Below are 19,208 nucleotides of genomic sequence, written 5' to 3' on the forward strand. Positions count from 1 at the left end.
TGAAAGGCTGGTTCTTCCAGCCTTTTTTAAATTTTAGTTGGCCGTGATTAGGGAAATACGAACAAGAATATATAAAATCAGAAGATTCTTCCGCGACGAACACCCGCTTCGCCGCGACGGTAAATTGTTTGTATTTCTCATCTGTTTTATAATTTCTTCATTCTTCTGGACATTAAACAACCTTAGTAAAAATTATACAGCCCGAATTTCCTTTCCGGTTAAGTATATCGATCTTCCTACCGATCAGAAATTATCGCAACCACTGCCTCCGAAACTCGAATGCATGGTAAGTGCCTATGGTTTCACACTCTTGCGTCACAAACTCAAATTATCATTCTCTCCCATTTTAATTAATGTGAGCGAACTGAAAACCAGGCATAAAGTTTCGAAAAACAACCACTACGGTTTTTCAGCCTCAACCGAGGCAAACCGTAACATGATAGTGAATCAGATCAGCAACGAAATACAGGTGTTGAACATTTATCCGGACAGTCTTTACTTTAATTTCGACCCAATTGTTCAACGGAAATTTCCGGTCAAGCCGAAAGTGAATGTCACCCTGCTCAATCAATACATGCTGAAACAATCTCCCTATACCACACCGGATTCAGTCATGGTAAAAGGTCCGGAGGATGTTTTGGATACGCTGAAGTTCATCTCCACAAGAGAACAGGAATATAAAGACCTGTCGCATAGCGTACAACGCAATGTTTCGCTAACCGGAGATGATGAGCTGCAATTCACTCCCCGGCGCGTAGTTTTAAATATACCGGTTGAGCAAATAACGGAAGGGACTCGTGAAATTCCGCTTGTTATTAAGGATGTTCCCGACAGCATTGAATTAAAGGCTTTCCCGTCGTCAATCAAAGTGTCGTATAAAGTTGGCCTAAGTCAATACGATCAAGTCAACGCAGCAAGTTTTCATCCTTCCATCGATTATGACAGCATCAGTACTTCGCGCCAAAAACTTCCGGTGACGATGGAAAAATATCCGCAAAACGTTATCTCGTACGATTACTATCCAAAGGAAGTTGAATTTATTCTGGAAAAGAAAAACAGTAATCAATGAAGCAAATCGGAATAACCGGCGGTATTGGCAGCGGAAAAACCACTATTTGCAAAACCTTCCGTTTGTTAGGCGTGCCTGTTTATGAAGCTGATGCAGAAGCCAAAAGACTACAAGACGAAAACCAGGAAATCAAAAGAGGACTAATCGATCTGTTCGGTCCGTCTATCTATTTCGAAAACGGAAAGCTTGACCGCAAAAAGCTAGCCGGCCTTATCTTTTCTGAAAAAACACTGCTTAATAAAGTGAACCAATTGGTTCATCCCGTGGTTCATGCTCATTACGAGCATTGGCTCACCTTCAACAGTCACGCTCCGTACATTATTTACGAAGCTGCAATTTTGTTTGAAAGTGGCTTTTATAAAGACATGGATGAGGTTATCCTGGTAACTGCTCCCGAGGAAACGCGCGTTGCGCGGGTAGTTAACCGCGATAAACTAACGCCCGGGGAAGTAAAAAGCAGAGTGCGCAATCAGTGGCCGGAAAGTGAAAAGAGAAAGCTGGCCAATCATATTATTGAAAATGATAACTCCAACCTGATAATACCTCAGGTTGTTGAATTAGATAAAAATTTTAGAAACAATGGGAAAGTTCGCTAAATGGATTGGCGGTGGCCTGGGATGGAGTGTTCTCGGCCCTATCGGTGGATTAATCGGTTTTATTATTGGTTCGGTAATCGACAGTGCCGAGGTGAATGTTAATCAATACCAGCATCCGTACGACCGGACACAAAGACAAAGACCAACGACTCAGGGCGATTACATGGTTAGCCTGCTCGTTTTGGTGGCCGCTGTTTTGAAAGCCGACGGGAAAGTGCTTCGCTCAGAACTGGATTACGTGAAAAGCTTTTTTAAGCAAAACTTTGGCGTTGACACAGCCGCCGAAGCAGTAAAATCGCTGAAAGGCTTACTTGAACAAGATATACCTGTAGCCGAAGTTTGTCACCAAATCAAACGCTACATGGACTATTCCTCCCGCCTGCAACTGGTCCATTTTCTGTTTGGTATAGCAGCTGCCGACCGCGAAATTGATCCACGGGAAAAAGTCCTGGTGAAAAACATCGCCTACTTTTTAGGCATATCCGATGCCGACTACGGCTCTATCGAATCGATGTTTGTTCCCAGTACCGATTGGGCATACCAGATTCTGGAGATACCTTCAACAGCCACCGAGCAGGAAATAAAGAAAGCCTACCGCAAGATGGCCGTAAAGTATCACCCCGATAAAGTTAGCTACCTCGGAGAGGATGTACAGAAAGCCGCAAAAGAGAAATTCCAAAAGGTTAACGAAGCCTATGAGGCTATCCGGCAGGAAAGAAAAATAGTTTAGGATTAGTTAGGCTACCGGTCAGTACCTTATGAAAATATTACCAGAACGAGAACAGCCGCTGAATTTCAACGGCTGTTTTCTATTCTTGTAACCGTTTGTTAGCTTGAGGCCAAATCTTCGAACTCCACGTCAGAGTACTCTTTGAGCACGTCCTTTTCCTCTTCTTCCCGAGGTTCGTAGGGCTGACGTTCCTGAATGTAATCGATAATTTCAGTAAGTCCATCCGAAAATTTATCAAAATCCTCTTTATACAGGAAAATTTTGTGTTTCTCGAAATGGTACTTGCCATCCTGATCAAATTTCTTCTTGCTCTCGGTGATGGTAAGATAATACTCATCCTTCCGAGTCATCTTCACATCAAAGAAATACGTTCTTTTTCCAGCTCTTACAGCTTTCGAATAAACCTCTTCACGGAACCGCTTTTCTCCATTATTCTGATTGTCAGCTCCATCCTTTTTATCAATACCTTCCATATTCGAAAATTTTAATTTTCTGTGTATTGTTCGAATCTTTTCAAAATTATAAAAAAGAATTAAAAAAGATTAAAACACTGCATATTATGTTTAACTCATAATAGGTTGTAAAGCAGAAAATCGAATATTTATAACGAATATGGATAATAAAGGCTAATTATTCTTTGCCTGCCGGTAATATTTCAATGCTTCAGGCAAATCTTGCTTAATCTGTGCTATTCGATGAGAATCGACTGGGTGTGTACTCAGGAATTCAGGCATTCCGCTTCCACCATTAGCCGCCATTCGTTCCCAGAAATCAACAGCTCCGCGCGGATCATAACCCGCCATCGCCATAAACATGAGTCCCATTTTATCCGCTTCCAACTCATGACTTCTCGAATAAGGAAGGATAGCTCCTACCTGAGCACCTAAGCCATATGCCGTCATGTAAATTTGTTTGGTTTGCTCCGGCTTCTGGTCAACGGCTGCAGCTAATCCCATTCCCCCCAATTGAACTAACATTTCCTGACTCATCCGCTCATTACCGTGACGAGCAATGGCATGGGCAATTTCATGTCCCATGACAACAGCCAAGCCGTTTTCGTTTTTCGTGATAGGTAAAATACCGGTATAGACTACGACTTTTCCACCAGGCATACACCAGGCATTTGCTACTGAATCTTTCACCAGGTTAAATTCCCAGTTAAAATCTTTTACCCGGTCACCCAGTCCATTGTCCTTCAAATACTGGTCAACAGCAGCAGATATCCGCTTCCCAACGCGCTTCACCATTTCAGCTTGCGCTTGATTATCTGACAATTGATTGCTTTTCAGGAAGTCTCCGTATTGAGTTAAACTCATGGATAACATTTCCGATTCAGGAATCAGGTTCAATTGCTGCCTTCCGGTCAACGGAACGGTTGCACAGGCAGCAAACAACAGCAGGGAAAAAACCCAGGATAACTTAACGTGCAGTCGGCTAATTTTCATTGGTATCATTTTCATACGTCGGTTAAATTAAGCAATGAATTCTATAAGAGAAGAAACGTTTTCAATTCAATTTCGGTTCATGTACAACGTTCTGAAAATTCGGAAAGAACAAAAAAAGAGCCGCCTCAAGAGACAGCTCATCAAATATCTATCTAAATGTCAGAAATATCTCACGAATAAATTTCTTTTTTCGCGGCCAACAAGGTGTTTTTCAATAGCGATACACGGGTCATCGGACCAACACCTCCGGGAACAGGTGTGATGTAAGAACATTTTTCAGCCACCTCGTCAAAGGCAACATCACCTTTGAGTTTAAAACCTGATTTGGTCTTATCCGATTTCACACGGGTGGTACCGACGTCGATAACAACAGCACCTTCTTTCACCATGTCGCCTTTAATAAACTCGGGAGAACCAAGTGCCGCAATCAGAATATCAGCGCTGGTGCACAATTCCTTCAAATTTTTCGTCCGGCTATGCGCAACCGTAACCGTAGCATTCATCGCTTTTTGCGACATCAGCACACTCAACGGACGGCCAACAATATTGCTTCTTCCAACAACCACACAATTCTTTCCTGACGTTTCAATGTTATAACGCTTCAGCAAATCGACAATACCATCAGGCGTAGCCGAAACGAAGCAAGGCAGGCCAATCACCATCCGTCCAACGTTAATCGGATGAAATCCGTCAACATCCTTCTTCGGATCGATAGCTTCAATAATTTTTTGCTCGGAAATGTGTTTGGGTAAAGGCAACTGAACAATAAATCCATCCACATCGTCGTCATTATTCAACTCATCCACTTTTGCCAACAGTTCTTCTTCGGTTACGTCATCTTCAAAACGAACCAGGCTCGATTTAAATCCAACCTCAGCGCAATCCTTCATTTTAAAGGCTACGTACGATTCGCTTCCGCCGTCGTGACCAACCAGCACTGCCGCCAGATGAGGAGCTTTTCTCCCGCCACTTGTCAGCACCTTTACTTCTTCAGCAATTTCGGCTTTCAATTCAGCCGATGTCATTTTTCCGTCCAGTAAAATCATTGAAGATATATTATTGATGATTAAGCTTATCTTCTTCCGCGTTGTGCCTTTGACGCCATTTTCCGCACATTTCCCCCTTGCGAAACCATCTTCATCATTTTCCGGGTTTCCCCGAACTGCTTAATCAAGCGGTTTACTTCCTGAATATCGGTTCCTGAACCACGGGCAATACGCTTTCGACGTGAACCGTCAATCAAAGCCGGAGTATTGCGCTCGTCGGGTGTCATGGAGTAAATAATTGCTTCGATATGTTTGAAGGCATCATCCTCTAAATCAATATTATTCAAAGCCTTTCGCATTCCGGGAATCATTGCGGCCAAGTCTTTCAGGTTACCCATCTTCTTGATTTGCTGAATCTGTGTCAGGAAATCATTGAAATTAAACTGGTTCTTCGCCAGTTTTTTCTGCAATTTGCGGGCTTCCTCTTCGTCGAATTGTTCCTGGGCGCGCTCCACCAGCGAAACGATATCACCCATACCCAGAATCCTGTCAGACATACGGCTTGGGTGGAATACGTCGATGGCATCCATTTTTTCACCGGTACCCACAAATTTAATGGGCTTATTCACCACCGTCCGAATGGAAAGTGCTGCACCACCACGGGTATCACCATCGAGTTTCGTCAGAATAACTCCATCGAAATTGAGTCGTTCGTTAAACTCTTTGGCTGTATTCACAGCGTCCTGTCCAGTCATCGAATCGACCACGAAAAGCGTTTCGTCAGGCTCGATAGCCTTTTTGATGGCTTCGATTTCCTGCATCATCTGCTCATCGATGGCCAGACGACCGGCGGTATCGATAATTACCACGTCATTGCCTTCGGCTTTCGCTTTCTTAATTGCGTTCCGGGCAATCTTAACCGGGTCTTTACTGTCTTCTTCGGTGTAAACCGAAACACCGATCGATTCGCCGACAACCTTCAGCTGTTCAATTGCAGCAGGACGATAAACGTCACAGGCAACCAACAGCGGATTTTTCTTTTGCTTTGACTTTAAGCGGTTGGCCAGTTTTCCTGAAAAAGTAGTTTTACCAGATCCCTGCAAACCAGACATCAGGATAACCGAGGGAGATTTCTTCAATGAGATATCAACCGTTTCGCCTCCCATCAGTTCAGCCAGTTCATCGTGAACAATCTTCACCATCATCTGTCCCGGCTTCACCGCTTCAAGCACCTTTTGCCCGATAGCCTTATCTTTCACACGATTGGTGAAATCCTTGGCAATCTTAAAGTTCACATCGGCGTCGAGTAATGCGCGACGAACATCTTTTAATGTTTCGGCAACATTTATTTCGGTAATCTGCCCCTGACCTTTGAGCAGTTTAAACGATTTCTCTAACCTGTCGGTAAGATTTTCAAACATTTGTATTCCCGTTTTTTTGAGTGCGTACAAAGATAATGAATTGGCAGAATTAGGAAAATATAAAATTGGGCAGTCAAACCGAATAATACTGATTTTCAATAATCGTAAGTCTGCTCTATTTTCAAGGCTACGAATCGCCTTATTTTACTCTCATATTTCACTCATTAACAAACAACAATACACATTTCATTTATTAAAAACTAACAATAATTTTAAGAGATTGTGTAACGAAACTCGTTTTTCAGCGTCCTCTTAAGATGAAAGCTAATCTACCAATTGCAAACCATGAAAAGAACTTTTCTTCTACTCATATTTCTGGTCATCATACTAAGCAATTCATTCGGACAAGAAGTTCAGAAAAAGAGGTACGACACCTCCCGGCTTCAGTCCCCGATAACAATTGACGGTAATTTGTCTGAAGCCGATTGGAAATCGGGACCCTGGGAAGACAGCTTTACGCAGAGAGAGCCTTACGAAGGAAAAGCCCCCCGCCAGAAGACGACCTTCAAAATTCTGTACGACGACAATTTTATATATGTCGGTATTAAAGCGTTTGACAGTGCTCCCGACAGCATCGTCAGAAGGATGAGCCGACGTGACAACCTTGATGGTGATTATGTTGGAATTTCGTTCGACAGCTACCATGACCGCCGTACTGCCTTCAATTTCATTGTAACGGCTTCGGGAGTCAAAGACGACGCCACCATGACCAATGACGGAGACAACGAAGATGATACCTGGGATCCGATTTGGTATGTAAAAACAAGCTTGACTTCGTGGGGATGGAGCGCTGAAATGAAGATACCATTTACACAATTACGATTCAACAAGAACTCGTCCTCTGTTTGGGGACTGGAAGTCGTTCGTTACATTTATCGTTATGCTGAAACCGATTTCTGGCAACCTATTGCCCGCAGTGCTCCGGGATTTGTTCACTTATACGGAGAACTCGGGGGATTAGGCAACATCAAGCCGAAAAAGCAACTCGATCTGACGCCCTACATGGTGGCTGGGGTGGAATCTTACCAGAAAGAAGAAGGCAATCCATTTTCAACCGGCCATAAAAACCGGTTTAAAGCCGGCCTGGACGGGAAGATTGGCGTAACCAATAACCTGACGCTCGATTTTACCATTAATCCGGATTTTGGCCAGGTAGAAGCCGATCCGTCAGAAGTTAACCTGACCGCGTTCGAAACTTTCTTCCGTGAAAAACGTCCTTTTTTTATTGAAGGAAAGAACATTACCAGCTTCTCGTTAGGGTTTGGCGATGGCGATCTTTCGCAGGAAAACCTGTTTTATTCCCGCCGAATAGGCCGCAGACCACAGTATGAACCGGATTTACGAGACAACGAATACATCGATAGCCCAAAAAACACCTCCATCATTGGAGCGGCTAAACTAACCGGAAAAACTGAATCAGGATGGTCGGTAGGAGTAATTGAAAGTGTTGCTGCCGAAGAGAAAGCAAAGATTGCATACGAGGGTGAACAGCACTCGCAAGCTGTTGAGCCACTAACCAACTACTTTGTTTCCCGCGTTCAAAAAGATTTAAACAAAGGGAACACCCTGATTGGCGGTATGGTGACCAATACTTCCAGACAACTGGATGATGTATTGAAGAACTATCTCCACCGCTCAGCGACCACGGGAGGATTCGATTTTACCCAATACTTCGATAATAAGAATTACATATTTACGCTAAATGCTGCCTTTAGTAAAGTTGACGGCACCAAAGAGGCCCTCCTGGAAACGCAAACCTCGTCAAGGCATTATTTCCAAAGGCCAGATGCAACGCACATCCGTTTGGACAGTACACGAACCAGTCTTTCCGGATTTGGTGGAAATATGCAATTCGGTAAAACTGGTGGCAACCTGAAATTCCTGCTGGCAACCATGGCCAAATCACCCGGACTGGAACTAAATGATGTGGGCTATCTTCGCTCGACCGATCAGATTTTTCAGGTATTCTGGATGGGTTACCGGTTTAACGAGCCCAAAGGGATTATGCGGAAAGCCAATTTGAATCTGAACCAGTGGAACGTCTGGGATTTCAGCGGGCAATATCTAAATTCAGGTGGAAATGTTAATGGTTACATTGAATTCAAGAACTATTGGTCATTCCATGGCGGAGTGAACTTTGATAGCGACGAAGTAGACAATTACATCCTACGGGGAGGTCCGGGTATGATTGTTCCGGGAGGAATGAATATTTGGTATGGTATTGAAACGGATGAACGTAAAAAACTGAAACTGTCTTATTTTGGAAACAACAGATGGAATAAATTTAACAGTCGTACCTCCAGCTCCTATTCGCCTGAGATCGAATACCGTCCCAATAACACCCTCAACTTCAGCTTTGAGCCATCATTATACAAACAAGAAAGAGAGCTGCAGTATGTGGATGAATACTCCTTCAACGGCCACAATCGCTACCTGATGGCACATCTCGACCAGAAAGTACTGAGTTTTTCGATGCGGGTTAATATCAATCTGACACCCGACCTGACCATTCAGTACTGGGGACAACCGTTTTTTGCTTCCGGGAAATACAACGATTTTAAAACAATCACCGACCCCAAAGCAGATCAGTTCTCTGACCGATACAGTGCTTTTAAGCCAGACCAACTAACGTATAACAGTTCGGATGAGATGTACTACATCGATGAAAACCAAGACGGGACGACTGACTACTCGTTTGAGCAACCTAACTTTAATTTTAACGAGTTTCTATCGAATCTGGTCGTCCGTTGGGAATATACTCCCGGCTCAACCGTTTACCTGGTCTGGTCTCAGTCCCGTGATTATTCCGACAGCCTGGGTGATTTTAGTTTAAATCAGGGCTTCGACGACCTGTTCAATGGCGACCAACCGTATAACGTTTTTTTGATAAAATTCTCGTACCGGATTGGATTGCATTAACGAAAAAACCCCGCAATGAAGCGGGGTTTTTATTTTATCTCAGAGAAGAAAAACATTAAAATAGTTTATCTACTGTCTCAATTACATCTTCAGATTTAAAAGGCTTGCTCAAGTAGGCATCCATACCAATACTTAAACATAAATCGACATCCTCCTGCAAAGCATTGGCCGTCATGGCCACGATTTTTATCGGCTTATCTTTTCCTTCCTCTTCCTTTTTACGAATCATTTTTGTTACCTCATAGCCATTCAGTAAAGGCATTTGTATATCCATCATAATGAGATCGTACTTGTTATCGCGGTACATCCGCCACGCCTCCTCGCCATCTTTTGCCAAATCGATGGAATCGGAAACGCACTTAAGCGTTAACATGGCAACCTTTTGATTAATCACATTGTCTTCTGCGACCAGGACTCTCAGATTTCTTTTCTTTCCGTTAACTCCTACATTTTTTTGATGCCCGGAGTGTAAGAATGATTCAGGCAACTCTTTTCCGGTCACCTTAGCCATAATATTCAACAGATGATCGAGTTTAACCGGCTTGTTTAAATAGTACTCAAAACCAGCACTATGCACCTGCCCTCGCGGCAGGATATCAGAAACGGAGGATAACAGTATCAGTTTGGTTGAAGCAATCGCGGGATCCTTTTTCACGCGACGGGCAAAATCAAGTCCATCCATTTCGCTCATCTGAAAATCAACCAAAGCTATATCATAAGGTTTCCCTTTCGAAGCAGCATTTTTCAATTTCTTCAATGCCTGCATCCCACTGGAAGCTTCATCCGACGAGCAATCCCAGCTTTCAAGATATTTTGAAAAGATTAACCGGTTGGTACGATTATCATCAACAATCAAAACCTTCACATTTTCCAGCTCAATAATTTCCTTCGGCTGGTCATACTCCATTTCAGCAGATGCCTTTTCAAAACGGGCAGTAAACCAGAACAAAGAGCCATGATTGGCTTTGCTTTCCAGGCCAATCTCTCCGCCCATCTGCTCAGACAATCGCTTCGAAATGGCTAATCCCAGGCCGGTCCCGCCATACTTACGGGTTGTTGATGAATCGACCTGCGTAAAGGATTCAAACAACTTTTCCTGCGCCTCTTTGGGTATTCCGATTCCTGTATCTTTTACTTTAAAAAGCACTTCAACCGTTGAATTAATCTCTTTCAGTTCAGCTGAAATAAATACTTCACCACTATTGGTGAATTTGATTGCATTATTGGCGAGATTAATAAGCACCTGCCTTAACCGGACAGGGTCGCCCACCACCATATCAGGGATAGCCCCATCAATATAGGTTACCAGGTCCAGTCCTTTGTTATTGGACTTAACAATCAACACATCAGCCACTTCCTCAATAATCTTACGGATATTGATTGGTGTCGATTCCAGCTCCATCCGCCCGGATTCAATCTTGGAGAAATCAAGAATGTCGTTAATGATAGACAACAGATTATTTCCCGATTTGGTAATCACATCGAGATACTCCTTTTGCTCTTCATCTAGTTCTGTCTTTCTCAGAATATCCGCCATGCCAATAACGCCATTCATTGGAGTCCGGATTTCATGCGACATATTGGCCAAAAAAAGGCTCTTGGCGCGGTTGGCTTCTTCTGCTTTGTTTTTGGCTACCTCCAAATGCTTTTTGGCCTCAATCTCAATCGTGTTGTCCCTTGAAATTCCAACCAGCCCAATTATTTTTCCTTCGCTATCGCGAATCGGCATTTTGGTAGCAGATAACCACCGAACGGTTCCATCGGCTATGGTAAGTTTTTCCGGTCTTTTAATAATGGGTTTTCCAGTCAGTAGCAGCTCTTTTTCATCAAGATTGATCTGAATGATTTCATCCTCTCTGAAAAAATCAGCTTTAGTTTTCCCTTTCGCCTCTTCTGCTGTTTCTACTCCAAGCAAGTGAGCCATTGCCTGGTTAATCCGGGTAAAACGCGCCTCTGCATCTTTGAAATAAATACCATCCGGCACGCTATCCATCAGTATCTGCAACAATTGACGTTCATGGTCCAACCGTTCCTCCATTTTTTTCCTCTCGGAATAATCCCGAGAAACGCCAACCAATCCTATCACTCTTCCGTCCTTCTCTCTAATCGGGATTTTGGTTGTGGTTACATACCTCTGTACACCGTATGCATCTACAAATTCCTGAAGCTTGTCCACGATCGCTTCCCCTGTTCTCATCAGATTCATATCATCCTGATAAGATCGCTCTGCAAATTCGCGATCGTGAAATTCGAAATCGGTTTTGCCAATAGCATCTTCCGGTTTTTCCAATCTCATTAACCGGGCATGCGCCTCATTGATACGGGTATACCTGGCTTTTCTATCCTTGTAGTAAATAATATCCGGACTATTTTTCAAAAACGTATCGACCAATTCCTGCTGCTGCCGTAACTTCTCCTTGTATTCCTGCTCCGTTGTTACATCTCTGGATATCCCAACAAGACCAATAATTTTATCTGCCTGATTACGAATAGGAATTTTGGTGGCAGTTACGTACTTCTGCCCTTCGGCTGTAGCTATTTTTTCCAATTGATTGACAACCGGAATACCAAGGGTGAACAACTCTTGTTCATCGTCAAATGCCTGGCTCGCATGTCGTTTGTCAAAATAATCTGCGTCCGTTTTACCGATTGCTTCTTCTGGAGTAGCAACTCCTAATATTTTTGCCTGCGCTTTATTAATACGAGTAAACTGCGACTTTGTATTCTTGAAGTAAATGGTGTCGGGAATATTATCCATCAACATCTGGAGAAAATCCTTCTCTTTTTCCAATTCTGCTTCAGCCAACTTCTGGTCAGTAATTTTCTCATACATTCCCAAAATGCCAATGACTTCCCCTTTCTCATTCCGCATGGGAATTTTACTTTTCCTCAACCATTCCGTTTTCCCGTTACGATTAGGGACAGCTTCCACGTAGTTTATTTTGGATTGCCCAGTGGCAAGCACTTCCCTGTCTATGGCGATATTACTGGCTGCTTCATCAGAAGAAAACAGTTCAAAATCGGTCAGTCCGGTCGCTTGCTCAAGGTTATTTAGCCCGCGATCGGCAGCAAACATTTGGTTGCAGCCCAAATATTTTAAACGAGTATCTTTCCAAAAGATGGCCGTAGGAATATGCTGAATGACCCACTCAAGATGTTCACTTGTATGGATCTCCCGTTTACAATCACTCATCATCTCCTTGAGAAGAATTCTCAAACTATTCGGATTAAATTCATCAGAAACGATAGTGACAAACTCAGGAATTTCTGAAAGATCACTGTCGCCGGAATTCGCGACCAATACAACCTTAAACTTGCCTGAAAACAAAATATCACGCATGCCGGGCTCTTCCGCCAATTTCGCAAAATCGTCGGTACCTGTGATGAGGAGATCCGGTTTAATACGCTGAATATCCTGAGAAAAAGATGCTACATCACTCAAGAAAACAGCACTGAATCCGTAGCAATCAGAGATAGCATCCAGGATTTTCCCGGAAACGGTAGTATCTATATGATAAATAACGATTCTTTTCATATGAGCAACATGCGAAGTTTGGCAAATAACAATTTCAGAATATTCGACTCCCCTTCGTCCAATCTAAAAAATGAACATTCGCCAATTGTTGCTTTAATAACGAAAAGATATCGTAATTATTTTACATCCCCTCTGCTTTAAACCTTAATCAGGCGTAACTGTTTTTCCATATTTATATTTAGCATAAACTAAATAGAACGTTGCTAGTATGTTGACCAGATAATTGAGCCAAAGCGGCCATTGAAAAGAACCACGAGCCATGTCGCCCTGAGCGATATAAATGAAAGTAAACAATACGCCAAAAGCCCACATTAGGAGAAATGGCCAGTTGAAACTGGAAACATCATGTGTACGCCATGTTTGGATAACCTGCGGAATGACTCCGATACTAAGAATAATGTTTCCAAACCAACCGATAAATTCAAATGGATTCATACGCTAAAATTTTTGGTGTTTAAAGGTAAAAACTTTCCATCCAGCAATCCTACCGAAGCATTAAACGAACACTGACCAACAAAAAGAAACCCCGAATATTCGGAGATAGTCGGGGTCTAATCAGTGATTTTAAAATATTTACATTCGTTCCGGCACCTCAATTCCCAGCAGGGAAAATCCGTTTTTAATGGTCTGCCCAACGGTTCTGGTCAGTACCAACCTGAACGACCGTACCGTTTCGTCCGTTTCATTCACGATGCTGTAATCGTGATAAAACTGGTTGAATTCTTTCACTAAGTCGTACACATAGTTTGCAATAAGCGCAGGGCTATGGTTATCGCCGGCTTCTTTCACCACAAATGGAAAGCGATTAATCGTTTTAATCAGCTCAATTTCTTTTTCATTACATGCAATCGACGGTGCCTTTTCAGGAATAGACAGCCCTGAATCAGTGGCTTTTCTAAGCACACTCTGAATACGCGCATAGGTGTATTGAATAAAAGGTCCCGTATTTCCATTGAAGTCGATGGACTCTTCCGGATTGAATAGCATACTTTTGCGCGGATCAACTTTCAGTATAAAATACTTCAGGGCACCAAGAGCCACAATCCGGTATATATTATTCTTCTCTTCTTCAGAGTAACCATCCAGTTTACCCAACTCTTCAGATACCTTCCGGGCCACGTCAATCATCCCTTCCACCAGATCATCGGCATCGACAACGGTACCTTCCCGTGATTTCATCTTACCATGAGGAAGTTCGACCATGCCGTAAGAGAAATGATACAAATCCTTACCCCATTTGTACCCAAGTTTATCGAGTAAAATAGCCAGCACCTGGAAGTGGTAATTCTGCTCATTTCCCACCACATAAATCATGTGATTGATATCGTAATCCTCGAAACGCATTTTAGCGGTACCAATATCCTGGGTCATGTAGACCGAAGTACCGTCGGAGCGAAGCAGGATTTTTTCGTCAAGTCCTTCACCGGATAAATCGGCCCACACAGAACCGTCTTCGCGACGATAGAAATATCCCTCGTCTAGTCCGCGTATTACCTCATCGCGCCCGATTAAGTAGGTATCCGACTCGTAATATATCTTGTCAAAATCAACTCCCAGCATCTTATAGGTTTCATCGAAACCCTGGTAAACCCAGCCATTCATCGTTTCCCACAATTGTCGTACTTCCGCATCATTGGCTTCCCATTTACGCAGCATGTCGCGGGCAGCCAGAATGGATGGCGCTTTGTCTTTAGCTTCGTCCTCCGACATGCCACCGGCAACCAGCTCGGAAATTTCTTTTTTATACAACTGATCAAACTTCACATAGTATTCGCCTACGAGGTGATCACCTTTTTTGCCAGATGAAGCCGGAGTTTCTCCATTGCCAAGCGTCTTCCAGGCATACATCGATTTACAGATATGAATCCCCCGATCGTTAACAATATTGGTCTTCACCACCTTGTTTCCGTTGGCTTTCATAATTTCGCTGATGGAAAAGCCAAGCAGATTATTACGGATATGCCCCAGATGCAAAGGTTTATTGGTATTCGGTGAAGAATACTCGATCATCACCAATTCCGATTCGTCGGTAACCGGAGAAAAACCATACTGCTTATCTCCTGCCGCTTCGTTCAACTGATTCATCCAGTAGCTGCCATCGATAACCAGGTTTAAAAAACCTTTTACGACGTTGAATCCGGCAATTTCGCTTACTTCCCCGGTCAGAAAATTTCCCAATTCCTCACCGGTCTGTTCGGGTGATTTTTTCGATAATCGCAGAAAGGGAAAAACAACAACAGTTTTGTCTCCTTCGAAATCTTTTCGCGTATTCTGAATCTGAACCTGGTTCGGGTCAGCTTTATGGCTGTAAAGTTTTTCAATCGCGTCAATAACCTTATCTCTGATGATGATTTCAATATCCATATCCGGGTAATTTGTCAATTCCTTTTTTCGAACCGCAAAGATAGAAAACCACTATGAGATTTCCTTCCGTGAAATGTAACTGATTGCTGCGAACCTCCATAATATGACACAAAGTTAAAGTTGGAGGAAAACGACCATCATCAAATTTGGACGATAAAACCGGAAAAAAGCAATTTTCGGGTTGTTTCTGTTGAGCATTCGCTTTTACTTTACCCACATGGATACGTATGAAATAATTGCCCGTGCACTTGGCTACATTCGTGACAACGCCAGTCTTCAGCCATCACTCGACGATGTAGCAACGAGTGTGAACATGAGTCCATATCATTTTCAGCGTTTGTTTACTGAGTGGGCCGGAATCAGTCCTAAAAAGTTCCTGCAGTACCTAACACTCAAATATGCCAAGGGCTGCCTGAAAGAAAACCGGTCGTTGTTTGAAACAGCACACCAGACAGGGCTTTCAGGTACCGGACGTTTGCATGATCTGTTTGTCAAACTCGAAGGAATGACGCCGGGCGAATACAAAAACGGAGGCGAAAACCTGACAATATATTTTAGTGTTCAATCCTCTCCTTACGGGAAATTTGTTGTCGCATCAACTGATCGGGGCATCTGTAACCTGTTTTTCATTAACGAAAAGGACGCCGCCGCAGCACTACTAAGAGAAGAATGGCCTTCTGCTAAACTGGTTGAAAAGGAAAAGATGATACACCTAAATGTGGCCGCTTTCTTTAAACATGAAAAAACAGATGCACCAATTGCACTGCGGCTAAAAGGAACTCCGTTTCAACTGAAAGTGTGGCAGGCTTTGCTCCAAATTCCCGAAGGCGCTCTGACTAGTTATGGCGTAATCGCCACACATCTCGATGCTCCGTCTGCCCAAAGAGCGGTTGGCACGGCCATAGGGAAAAATCCGGTAGGATATCTCATCCCTTGTCACAGGGTTATTAAGAGTATGGGTGAAACAGGTGGTTATCGCTGGAACCCGGCTCGCAAACGAGCCATGATTGGACGGGAAGCAGCACAAACCAATCAGGATTCTGAATCTCAAACAACGCTTTTCTGAGATAATGACTGTCTTTTATTTTTATTTAGATTAAAACGATATAAAAATTAGCCTCTTTGTTGAAATAACAATATTTACAACCAACAGCTACAAACACACAAATACAACCAAACACTGTCCTTTTTTCTTCTTTTCTGAGTCATAATTCTTAATTATGATATTCCGGGTATCGATACTATGTGACCTCAATACTTGATTCTTATTTTTATTCAATATAAATTATGGCATTTTCCGAAATCCAAACACTACTAAAATAAGATCACATGGTACCAAAAATTCATTCCTTAGGAGGTTACATTCACGAATGTCAAAAAGGAATAGCCAATCCCGAAGCGTTCTGGAATCAGGTTGCTGAATCGTTTTTCTGGAGAAAACGTTGGGATAAAACCGTTGAATGGGATTTCAAAAAGCCTGAAATCAAATGGTTCATCAACGGAAAGCTCAACATTACGGAGAACATCTTTGAGAAAAACCTCTATACGCATGCCAACTTGCCTGCCATTATCTGGGAACCTAACAATCCGGAAGAAGCCAACCGCGTGCTGACCTACAAAGAATTATTGGCAGAAGTAAACATGTTTGCTAACGCCTTGAAACGGCTTGGTGTACGCAAAGGCGATCGCGTGGCACTGTATATGCCAATGGTTCCGGAACTGGCGGTCGGAATGCTGGCATGTGCCCGCATTGGTGCCATCCATTCGGTAGTCTTTGCCGGTTTCTCCGCTCAATCGCTGGCCGATCGGATAAACGATGCCGAAGCCACCATATTGTTGACAGCTGATGGCGGATACCGGGGCTCCAAGATTACACCGTTGAAGGATATCGCGGATGATGCATTGATGCACTGTCCCACAATAAAAAACTCAGTTGTATTAAAACGAACCGGTTCGTCCATTAACATGAAAGAAGGCCGCGATATCTGGTGGCATGATGCTATTCATGGTGAGCCCGCCCATTGCGAGCCGGAAGAAATGGATTCGGAAGATGAACTGTTCATCTTATACACTTCCGGTTCTACCGGAAAGCCAAAAGGAATTGTCCATACCACCGGTGGATATATGACTTACACGGCCTATACATTTAAAAATGTTTTCCAGTACAACCCGGGTGATGTGTATTTCTGTACCGCCGATATCGGCTGGATTACCGGGCACTCCTACATTGTTTACGGTCCGTTACTAAATGGTGCGCAAACACTCATGTTCGAAGGAGTTCCCTCCTGGCCCGATGCCGGTCGTTTCTGGGACATTGTAGCAAAATACAAGGTAAATCAATTCTATACGGCACCAACCGCTATTCGTGCTTTATTGGCTAAAGGCTCCGAGTTCATTGAAGGTAAAAGGCTTGACTCTCTGAAGGTTTTAGGAACTGTTGGTGAGCCCATTAATGAAGAGGCATGGCACTGGTACCACGACCACATCGGTAAAAACCGTTGCCCCATTGTTGATACCTGGTGGCAAACCGAAACTGGAGGTATTATGATTAGTCCAATTGCCGGCGTTACTCCAACGAAACCTTCATTTGCCACCATGCCTCTGCCGGGAGTGCAACCCGTGGTTGTCGATAACAGCGGAAAAGAACTGGTAGGAAACAGTGTGGAAGGAAATCTCTGTATCAAATATCCCTGGCCCGGAATGCTTCGTACCATTTGGGGTGATCACGAACGGATGAAAGATACCTATTTCTCCCGTTTCGAAAATATGTACTTCACCGGCGACGGTGTGAAACGTGATGAAGATGGTTACTACCGAATTCTCGGTCGTGTTGACGATGTGATCAACGTTTCAGGACACCGGTTGGGAACAGCAGAAATTGAGAATGCCATCAATGAGCACCCGCTGGTCAATGAATCGGCAGTCGTGGGTTATCCGCATGCCATCAAAGGACAAGGGATCTATGCTTTTGTCGTTTGTGGCGAACTATCGACCGGAGGTGAAGATGGTATCCGTAATTCGATTATGAAAGGTGTCAATAAGATCATCGGTCCAATCGCCAAGCCCGACATTATCCAGTTGGTTCCGAGCTTGCCCAAAACCCGTTCCGGTAAGATTATGCGAAGAATATTACGGAAAATTGCGGAAGGCGACGCTTCCAACCTCGGTGATATCACCACGCTGCTCGACGAGGAAGTGGTTGATCAAATTATCGACGGCGCATTAGTTGATGTTAAACGATAATCGATTACAAACAATAAAATAAAAGCCGGAGTTGAAACAGCTCCGGCTTTCTTATGTCCTATACATTCTGATATAAATTATTCCCGCTGGAGCGGAACAAACTGAACTGTCGCGAGATTTTTTCGTTTGATTCTACCATTTCGTTTGGTCAGCAATACCAATTGTTGAAAGCTCCCGGGCTGTCCAACCGGCATGATCAACCGGCCGTTTTCAGCCAACTGGTTAATTAATGGACGGGGAATATGATCGCCGGCAGCCGTTACCAAAATGATATCGAAAGGCGCATGTTCGGGCCAGCCACGGTACCCATCACCTTGTTTCGGCACCACATTATCGTAATGAAGTCCGGAAAGTACTTTAGCGGCATGCCTGGCTAAGCCGGGAATCAATTCGATGGTATAAACCGAATCGACAATTTCGGCGAGAACAGCAGCCTGGTAGCCTGATCCCGTTCCAATTTCTAATGCTTTTTTACCTTTCGAAGGTTTTGTTTTTTCAGTCATTAACGCCACAATATAAGGCTGTGAGATGGTCTGTCCATAGCCTATCGAAAGCGGAGCATCTCTATATGCCTGATCGCGGTACGCATCCGGAACAAAATCCTGACGGGGAACTTTGCGCATAGCCCGAATAGTTGGACCATCATTGATGCCCCTGGCAATGATTTGCTTTTTCACCATTTCTATACGCTTGGCCTCAAAGTCCTCCTGGGCGCACGCCAGCAATGGGAATAAAAATATAAGTAGCAGTATGGTTATTAGTTTCATTGTACTTCATTTTGCGTTAATGTACGGAATTTCGATTAGGGAATCAAACAATTATATACGTCCAAAGCTATCTGTTATCCGTTAAATTCCCAACCTGTAAAAGCCTTTATACATATGTTTTCTAATCCTTCCA

Annotated in this window: 14 protein-coding genes; 6 read left to right on the plus strand and 8 right to left on the minus strand. The window is 43.4% G+C overall.

Going from position 1 to position 19,208, the window contains the following annotated elements:
• The first annotated feature begins 43 nt into the window (after positions 1-43).
• From T426_RS0111480 to T426_RS0111490, 3 genes are read left to right on the plus strand one after another with little or no spacing between them, the layout of a single operon-like run.
• The gene (locus T426_RS0111480) at positions 44-1,069 is read left to right on the plus strand and encodes a CdaR family protein (RefSeq protein ID WP_153637601.1); all 1,026 of its coding nucleotides are present in this window, start codon (positions 44-46) and stop codon (positions 1,067-1,069) included.
• Complete coding sequence (gene coaE, locus T426_RS0111485; protein ID WP_025865329.1) at positions 1,066-1,665, plus strand: dephospho-CoA kinase; 600 nt, start codon at positions 1,066-1,068, stop codon at positions 1,663-1,665. Before T426_RS0111480 ends, coaE begins: the two co-directional genes overlap by 4 nt.
• Positions 1,649-2,395, plus strand: a complete 747-nt coding sequence (locus tag T426_RS0111490) for a tellurite resistance TerB family protein (RefSeq protein WP_025865328.1) — start codon at positions 1,649-1,651, stop codon at positions 2,393-2,395. The genes coaE and T426_RS0111490 overlap by 17 nt, the downstream gene beginning before the upstream one ends.
• Before the next feature lie 98 nt (positions 2,396-2,493).
• On the opposite strand, the gene T426_RS0111495 is transcribed toward T426_RS0111490, so the two are convergent.
• The 4 genes from T426_RS0111495 to ffh all read right to left on the minus strand — a co-directional run bounded on the left by T426_RS0111495 (position 2,494) and on the right by ffh (position 6,247).
• Positions 2,494-2,868: a DUF3276 family protein gene (locus T426_RS0111495; RefSeq protein ID WP_025865327.1), complete on the minus strand. Its 375-nt coding sequence runs from the start codon at positions 2,866-2,868 to the stop codon at positions 2,494-2,496.
• Between the two features lie 153 nt (positions 2,869-3,021).
• Positions 3,022-3,840 carry a M48 family metallopeptidase gene (locus T426_RS0111500; protein WP_025865326.1) on the minus strand — a complete coding sequence of 273 codons (819 nt, stop codon included), beginning with the start codon at positions 3,838-3,840 and terminating at the stop codon, positions 3,022-3,024.
• 170 nt (positions 3,841-4,010) lie between these two features.
• Positions 4,011-4,886, minus strand: coding sequence for a bifunctional methylenetetrahydrofolate dehydrogenase/methenyltetrahydrofolate cyclohydrolase FolD (gene folD / locus T426_RS0111505; protein WP_025865325.1), 876 nt, complete (start codon positions 4,884-4,886; stop codon positions 4,011-4,013).
• Positions 4,887-4,912: 26 nt separating this feature from the next.
• Positions 4,913-6,247 (minus strand): signal recognition particle protein, encoded by a 1,335-nt coding sequence (gene ffh, locus T426_RS0111510; protein ID WP_027585725.1) that lies wholly within the window; start codon positions 6,245-6,247, stop codon positions 4,913-4,915.
• A 285-nt stretch (positions 6,248-6,532) separates the two neighbouring features.
• Here ffh and T426_RS0111515 point away from each other — a divergent pair, with 285 nt between their 5' ends.
• Positions 6,533-9,166: a DUF5916 domain-containing protein gene (locus T426_RS0111515; RefSeq protein WP_027585726.1), complete on the plus strand. Its 2,634-nt coding sequence runs from the start codon at positions 6,533-6,535 to the stop codon at positions 9,164-9,166.
• Positions 9,167-9,221: 55 nt separating this feature from the next.
• Here the strand turns inward: T426_RS0111515 and T426_RS23515 are convergent, their stop codons facing one another.
• The 3 genes from T426_RS23515 to argS all read right to left on the minus strand — a co-directional run bounded on the left by T426_RS23515 (position 9,222) and on the right by argS (position 15,065).
• Positions 9,222-12,701: a PAS domain-containing hybrid sensor histidine kinase/response regulator gene (locus T426_RS23515; protein ID WP_025865324.1), complete on the minus strand. Its 3,480-nt coding sequence runs from the start codon at positions 12,699-12,701 to the stop codon at positions 9,222-9,224.
• Positions 12,702-12,845: 144 nt separating this feature from the next.
• Positions 12,846-13,136, minus strand: a complete 291-nt coding sequence (locus T426_RS0111525; RefSeq protein WP_025865323.1) for a PQ-loop domain-containing transporter — start codon at positions 13,134-13,136, stop codon at positions 12,846-12,848.
• A gap of 138 nt (positions 13,137-13,274) precedes the next feature.
• Complete coding sequence (argS, locus tag T426_RS0111530; RefSeq protein WP_025865322.1) at positions 13,275-15,065, minus strand: arginine--tRNA ligase; 1,791 nt, start codon at positions 15,063-15,065, stop codon at positions 13,275-13,277.
• A 217-nt stretch (positions 15,066-15,282) separates the two neighbouring features.
• On the opposite strand from argS, the gene T426_RS0111535 reads away from it, so the two are divergent.
• Positions 15,283-16,131, plus strand: a complete 849-nt coding sequence (locus T426_RS0111535; protein WP_025865320.1) for a bifunctional transcriptional activator/DNA repair enzyme AdaA — start codon at positions 15,283-15,285, stop codon at positions 16,129-16,131.
• A 263-nt stretch (positions 16,132-16,394) separates the two neighbouring features.
• Entirely contained in the window at positions 16,395-18,308 is a 1,914-nt protein-coding gene (gene acs / locus T426_RS0111540; protein ID WP_025865319.1) for an acetate--CoA ligase, read from the plus strand.
• 77 nt (positions 18,309-18,385) lie between these two features.
• Here the strand turns inward: acs and T426_RS0111545 are convergent, their stop codons facing one another.
• Positions 18,386-19,075: a protein-L-isoaspartate(D-aspartate) O-methyltransferase gene (locus T426_RS0111545; protein ID WP_027585727.1), complete on the minus strand. Its 690-nt coding sequence runs from the start codon at positions 19,073-19,075 to the stop codon at positions 18,386-18,388.
• Positions 19,076-19,208: the final 133 nt, after the last annotated feature.

This window comes from Prolixibacter bellariivorans ATCC BAA-1284, assembly GCF_000621705.1.
Lineage (GTDB): Bacteria > Bacteroidota > Bacteroidia > Bacteroidales > Prolixibacteraceae > Prolixibacter > Prolixibacter bellariivorans.

Coding starts and splice junctions, on each gene's coding strand:
- coaE (WP_025865329.1), top strand. CDS start 1,066: ATGAAGCAAATCGGAATAACCGGCGGTATTGGCAGCGGAAAAACCACT.
- T426_RS0111490 (WP_025865328.1), top strand. CDS start 1,649: ATGGGAAAGTTCGCTAAATGGATTGGCGGTGGCCTGGGATGGAGTGTT.
- T426_RS0111495 (WP_025865327.1), bottom strand. CDS start 2,868: ATGGAAGGTATTGATAAAAAGGATGGAGCTGACAATCAGAATAATGGA.
- T426_RS0111500 (WP_025865326.1), bottom strand. CDS start 3,840: ATGAAAATTAGCCGACTGCACGTTAAGTTATCCTGGGTTTTTTCCCTG.
- folD (WP_025865325.1), bottom strand. CDS start 4,886: ATGATTTTACTGGACGGAAAAATGACATCGGCTGAATTGAAAGCCGAA.
- ffh (WP_027585725.1), bottom strand. CDS start 6,247: ATGTTTGAAAATCTTACCGACAGGTTAGAGAAATCGTTTAAACTGCTC.
- T426_RS0111515 (WP_027585726.1), top strand. CDS start 6,533: ATGAAAAGAACTTTTCTTCTACTCATATTTCTGGTCATCATACTAAGC.
- T426_RS23515 (WP_025865324.1), bottom strand. CDS start 12,701: ATGAAAAGAATCGTTATTTATCATATAGATACTACCGTTTCCGGGAAA.
- T426_RS0111525 (WP_025865323.1), bottom strand. CDS start 13,136: ATGAATCCATTTGAATTTATCGGTTGGTTTGGAAACATTATTCTTAGT.
- argS (WP_025865322.1), bottom strand. CDS start 15,065: ATGGATATTGAAATCATCATCAGAGATAAGGTTATTGACGCGATTGAA.
- T426_RS0111535 (WP_025865320.1), top strand. CDS start 15,283: ATGGATACGTATGAAATAATTGCCCGTGCACTTGGCTACATTCGTGAC.
- acs (WP_025865319.1), top strand. CDS start 16,395: ATGGTACCAAAAATTCATTCCTTAGGAGGTTACATTCACGAATGTCAA.
- T426_RS0111545 (WP_027585727.1), bottom strand. CDS start 19,075: ATGAAACTAATAACCATACTGCTACTTATATTTTTATTCCCATTGCTG.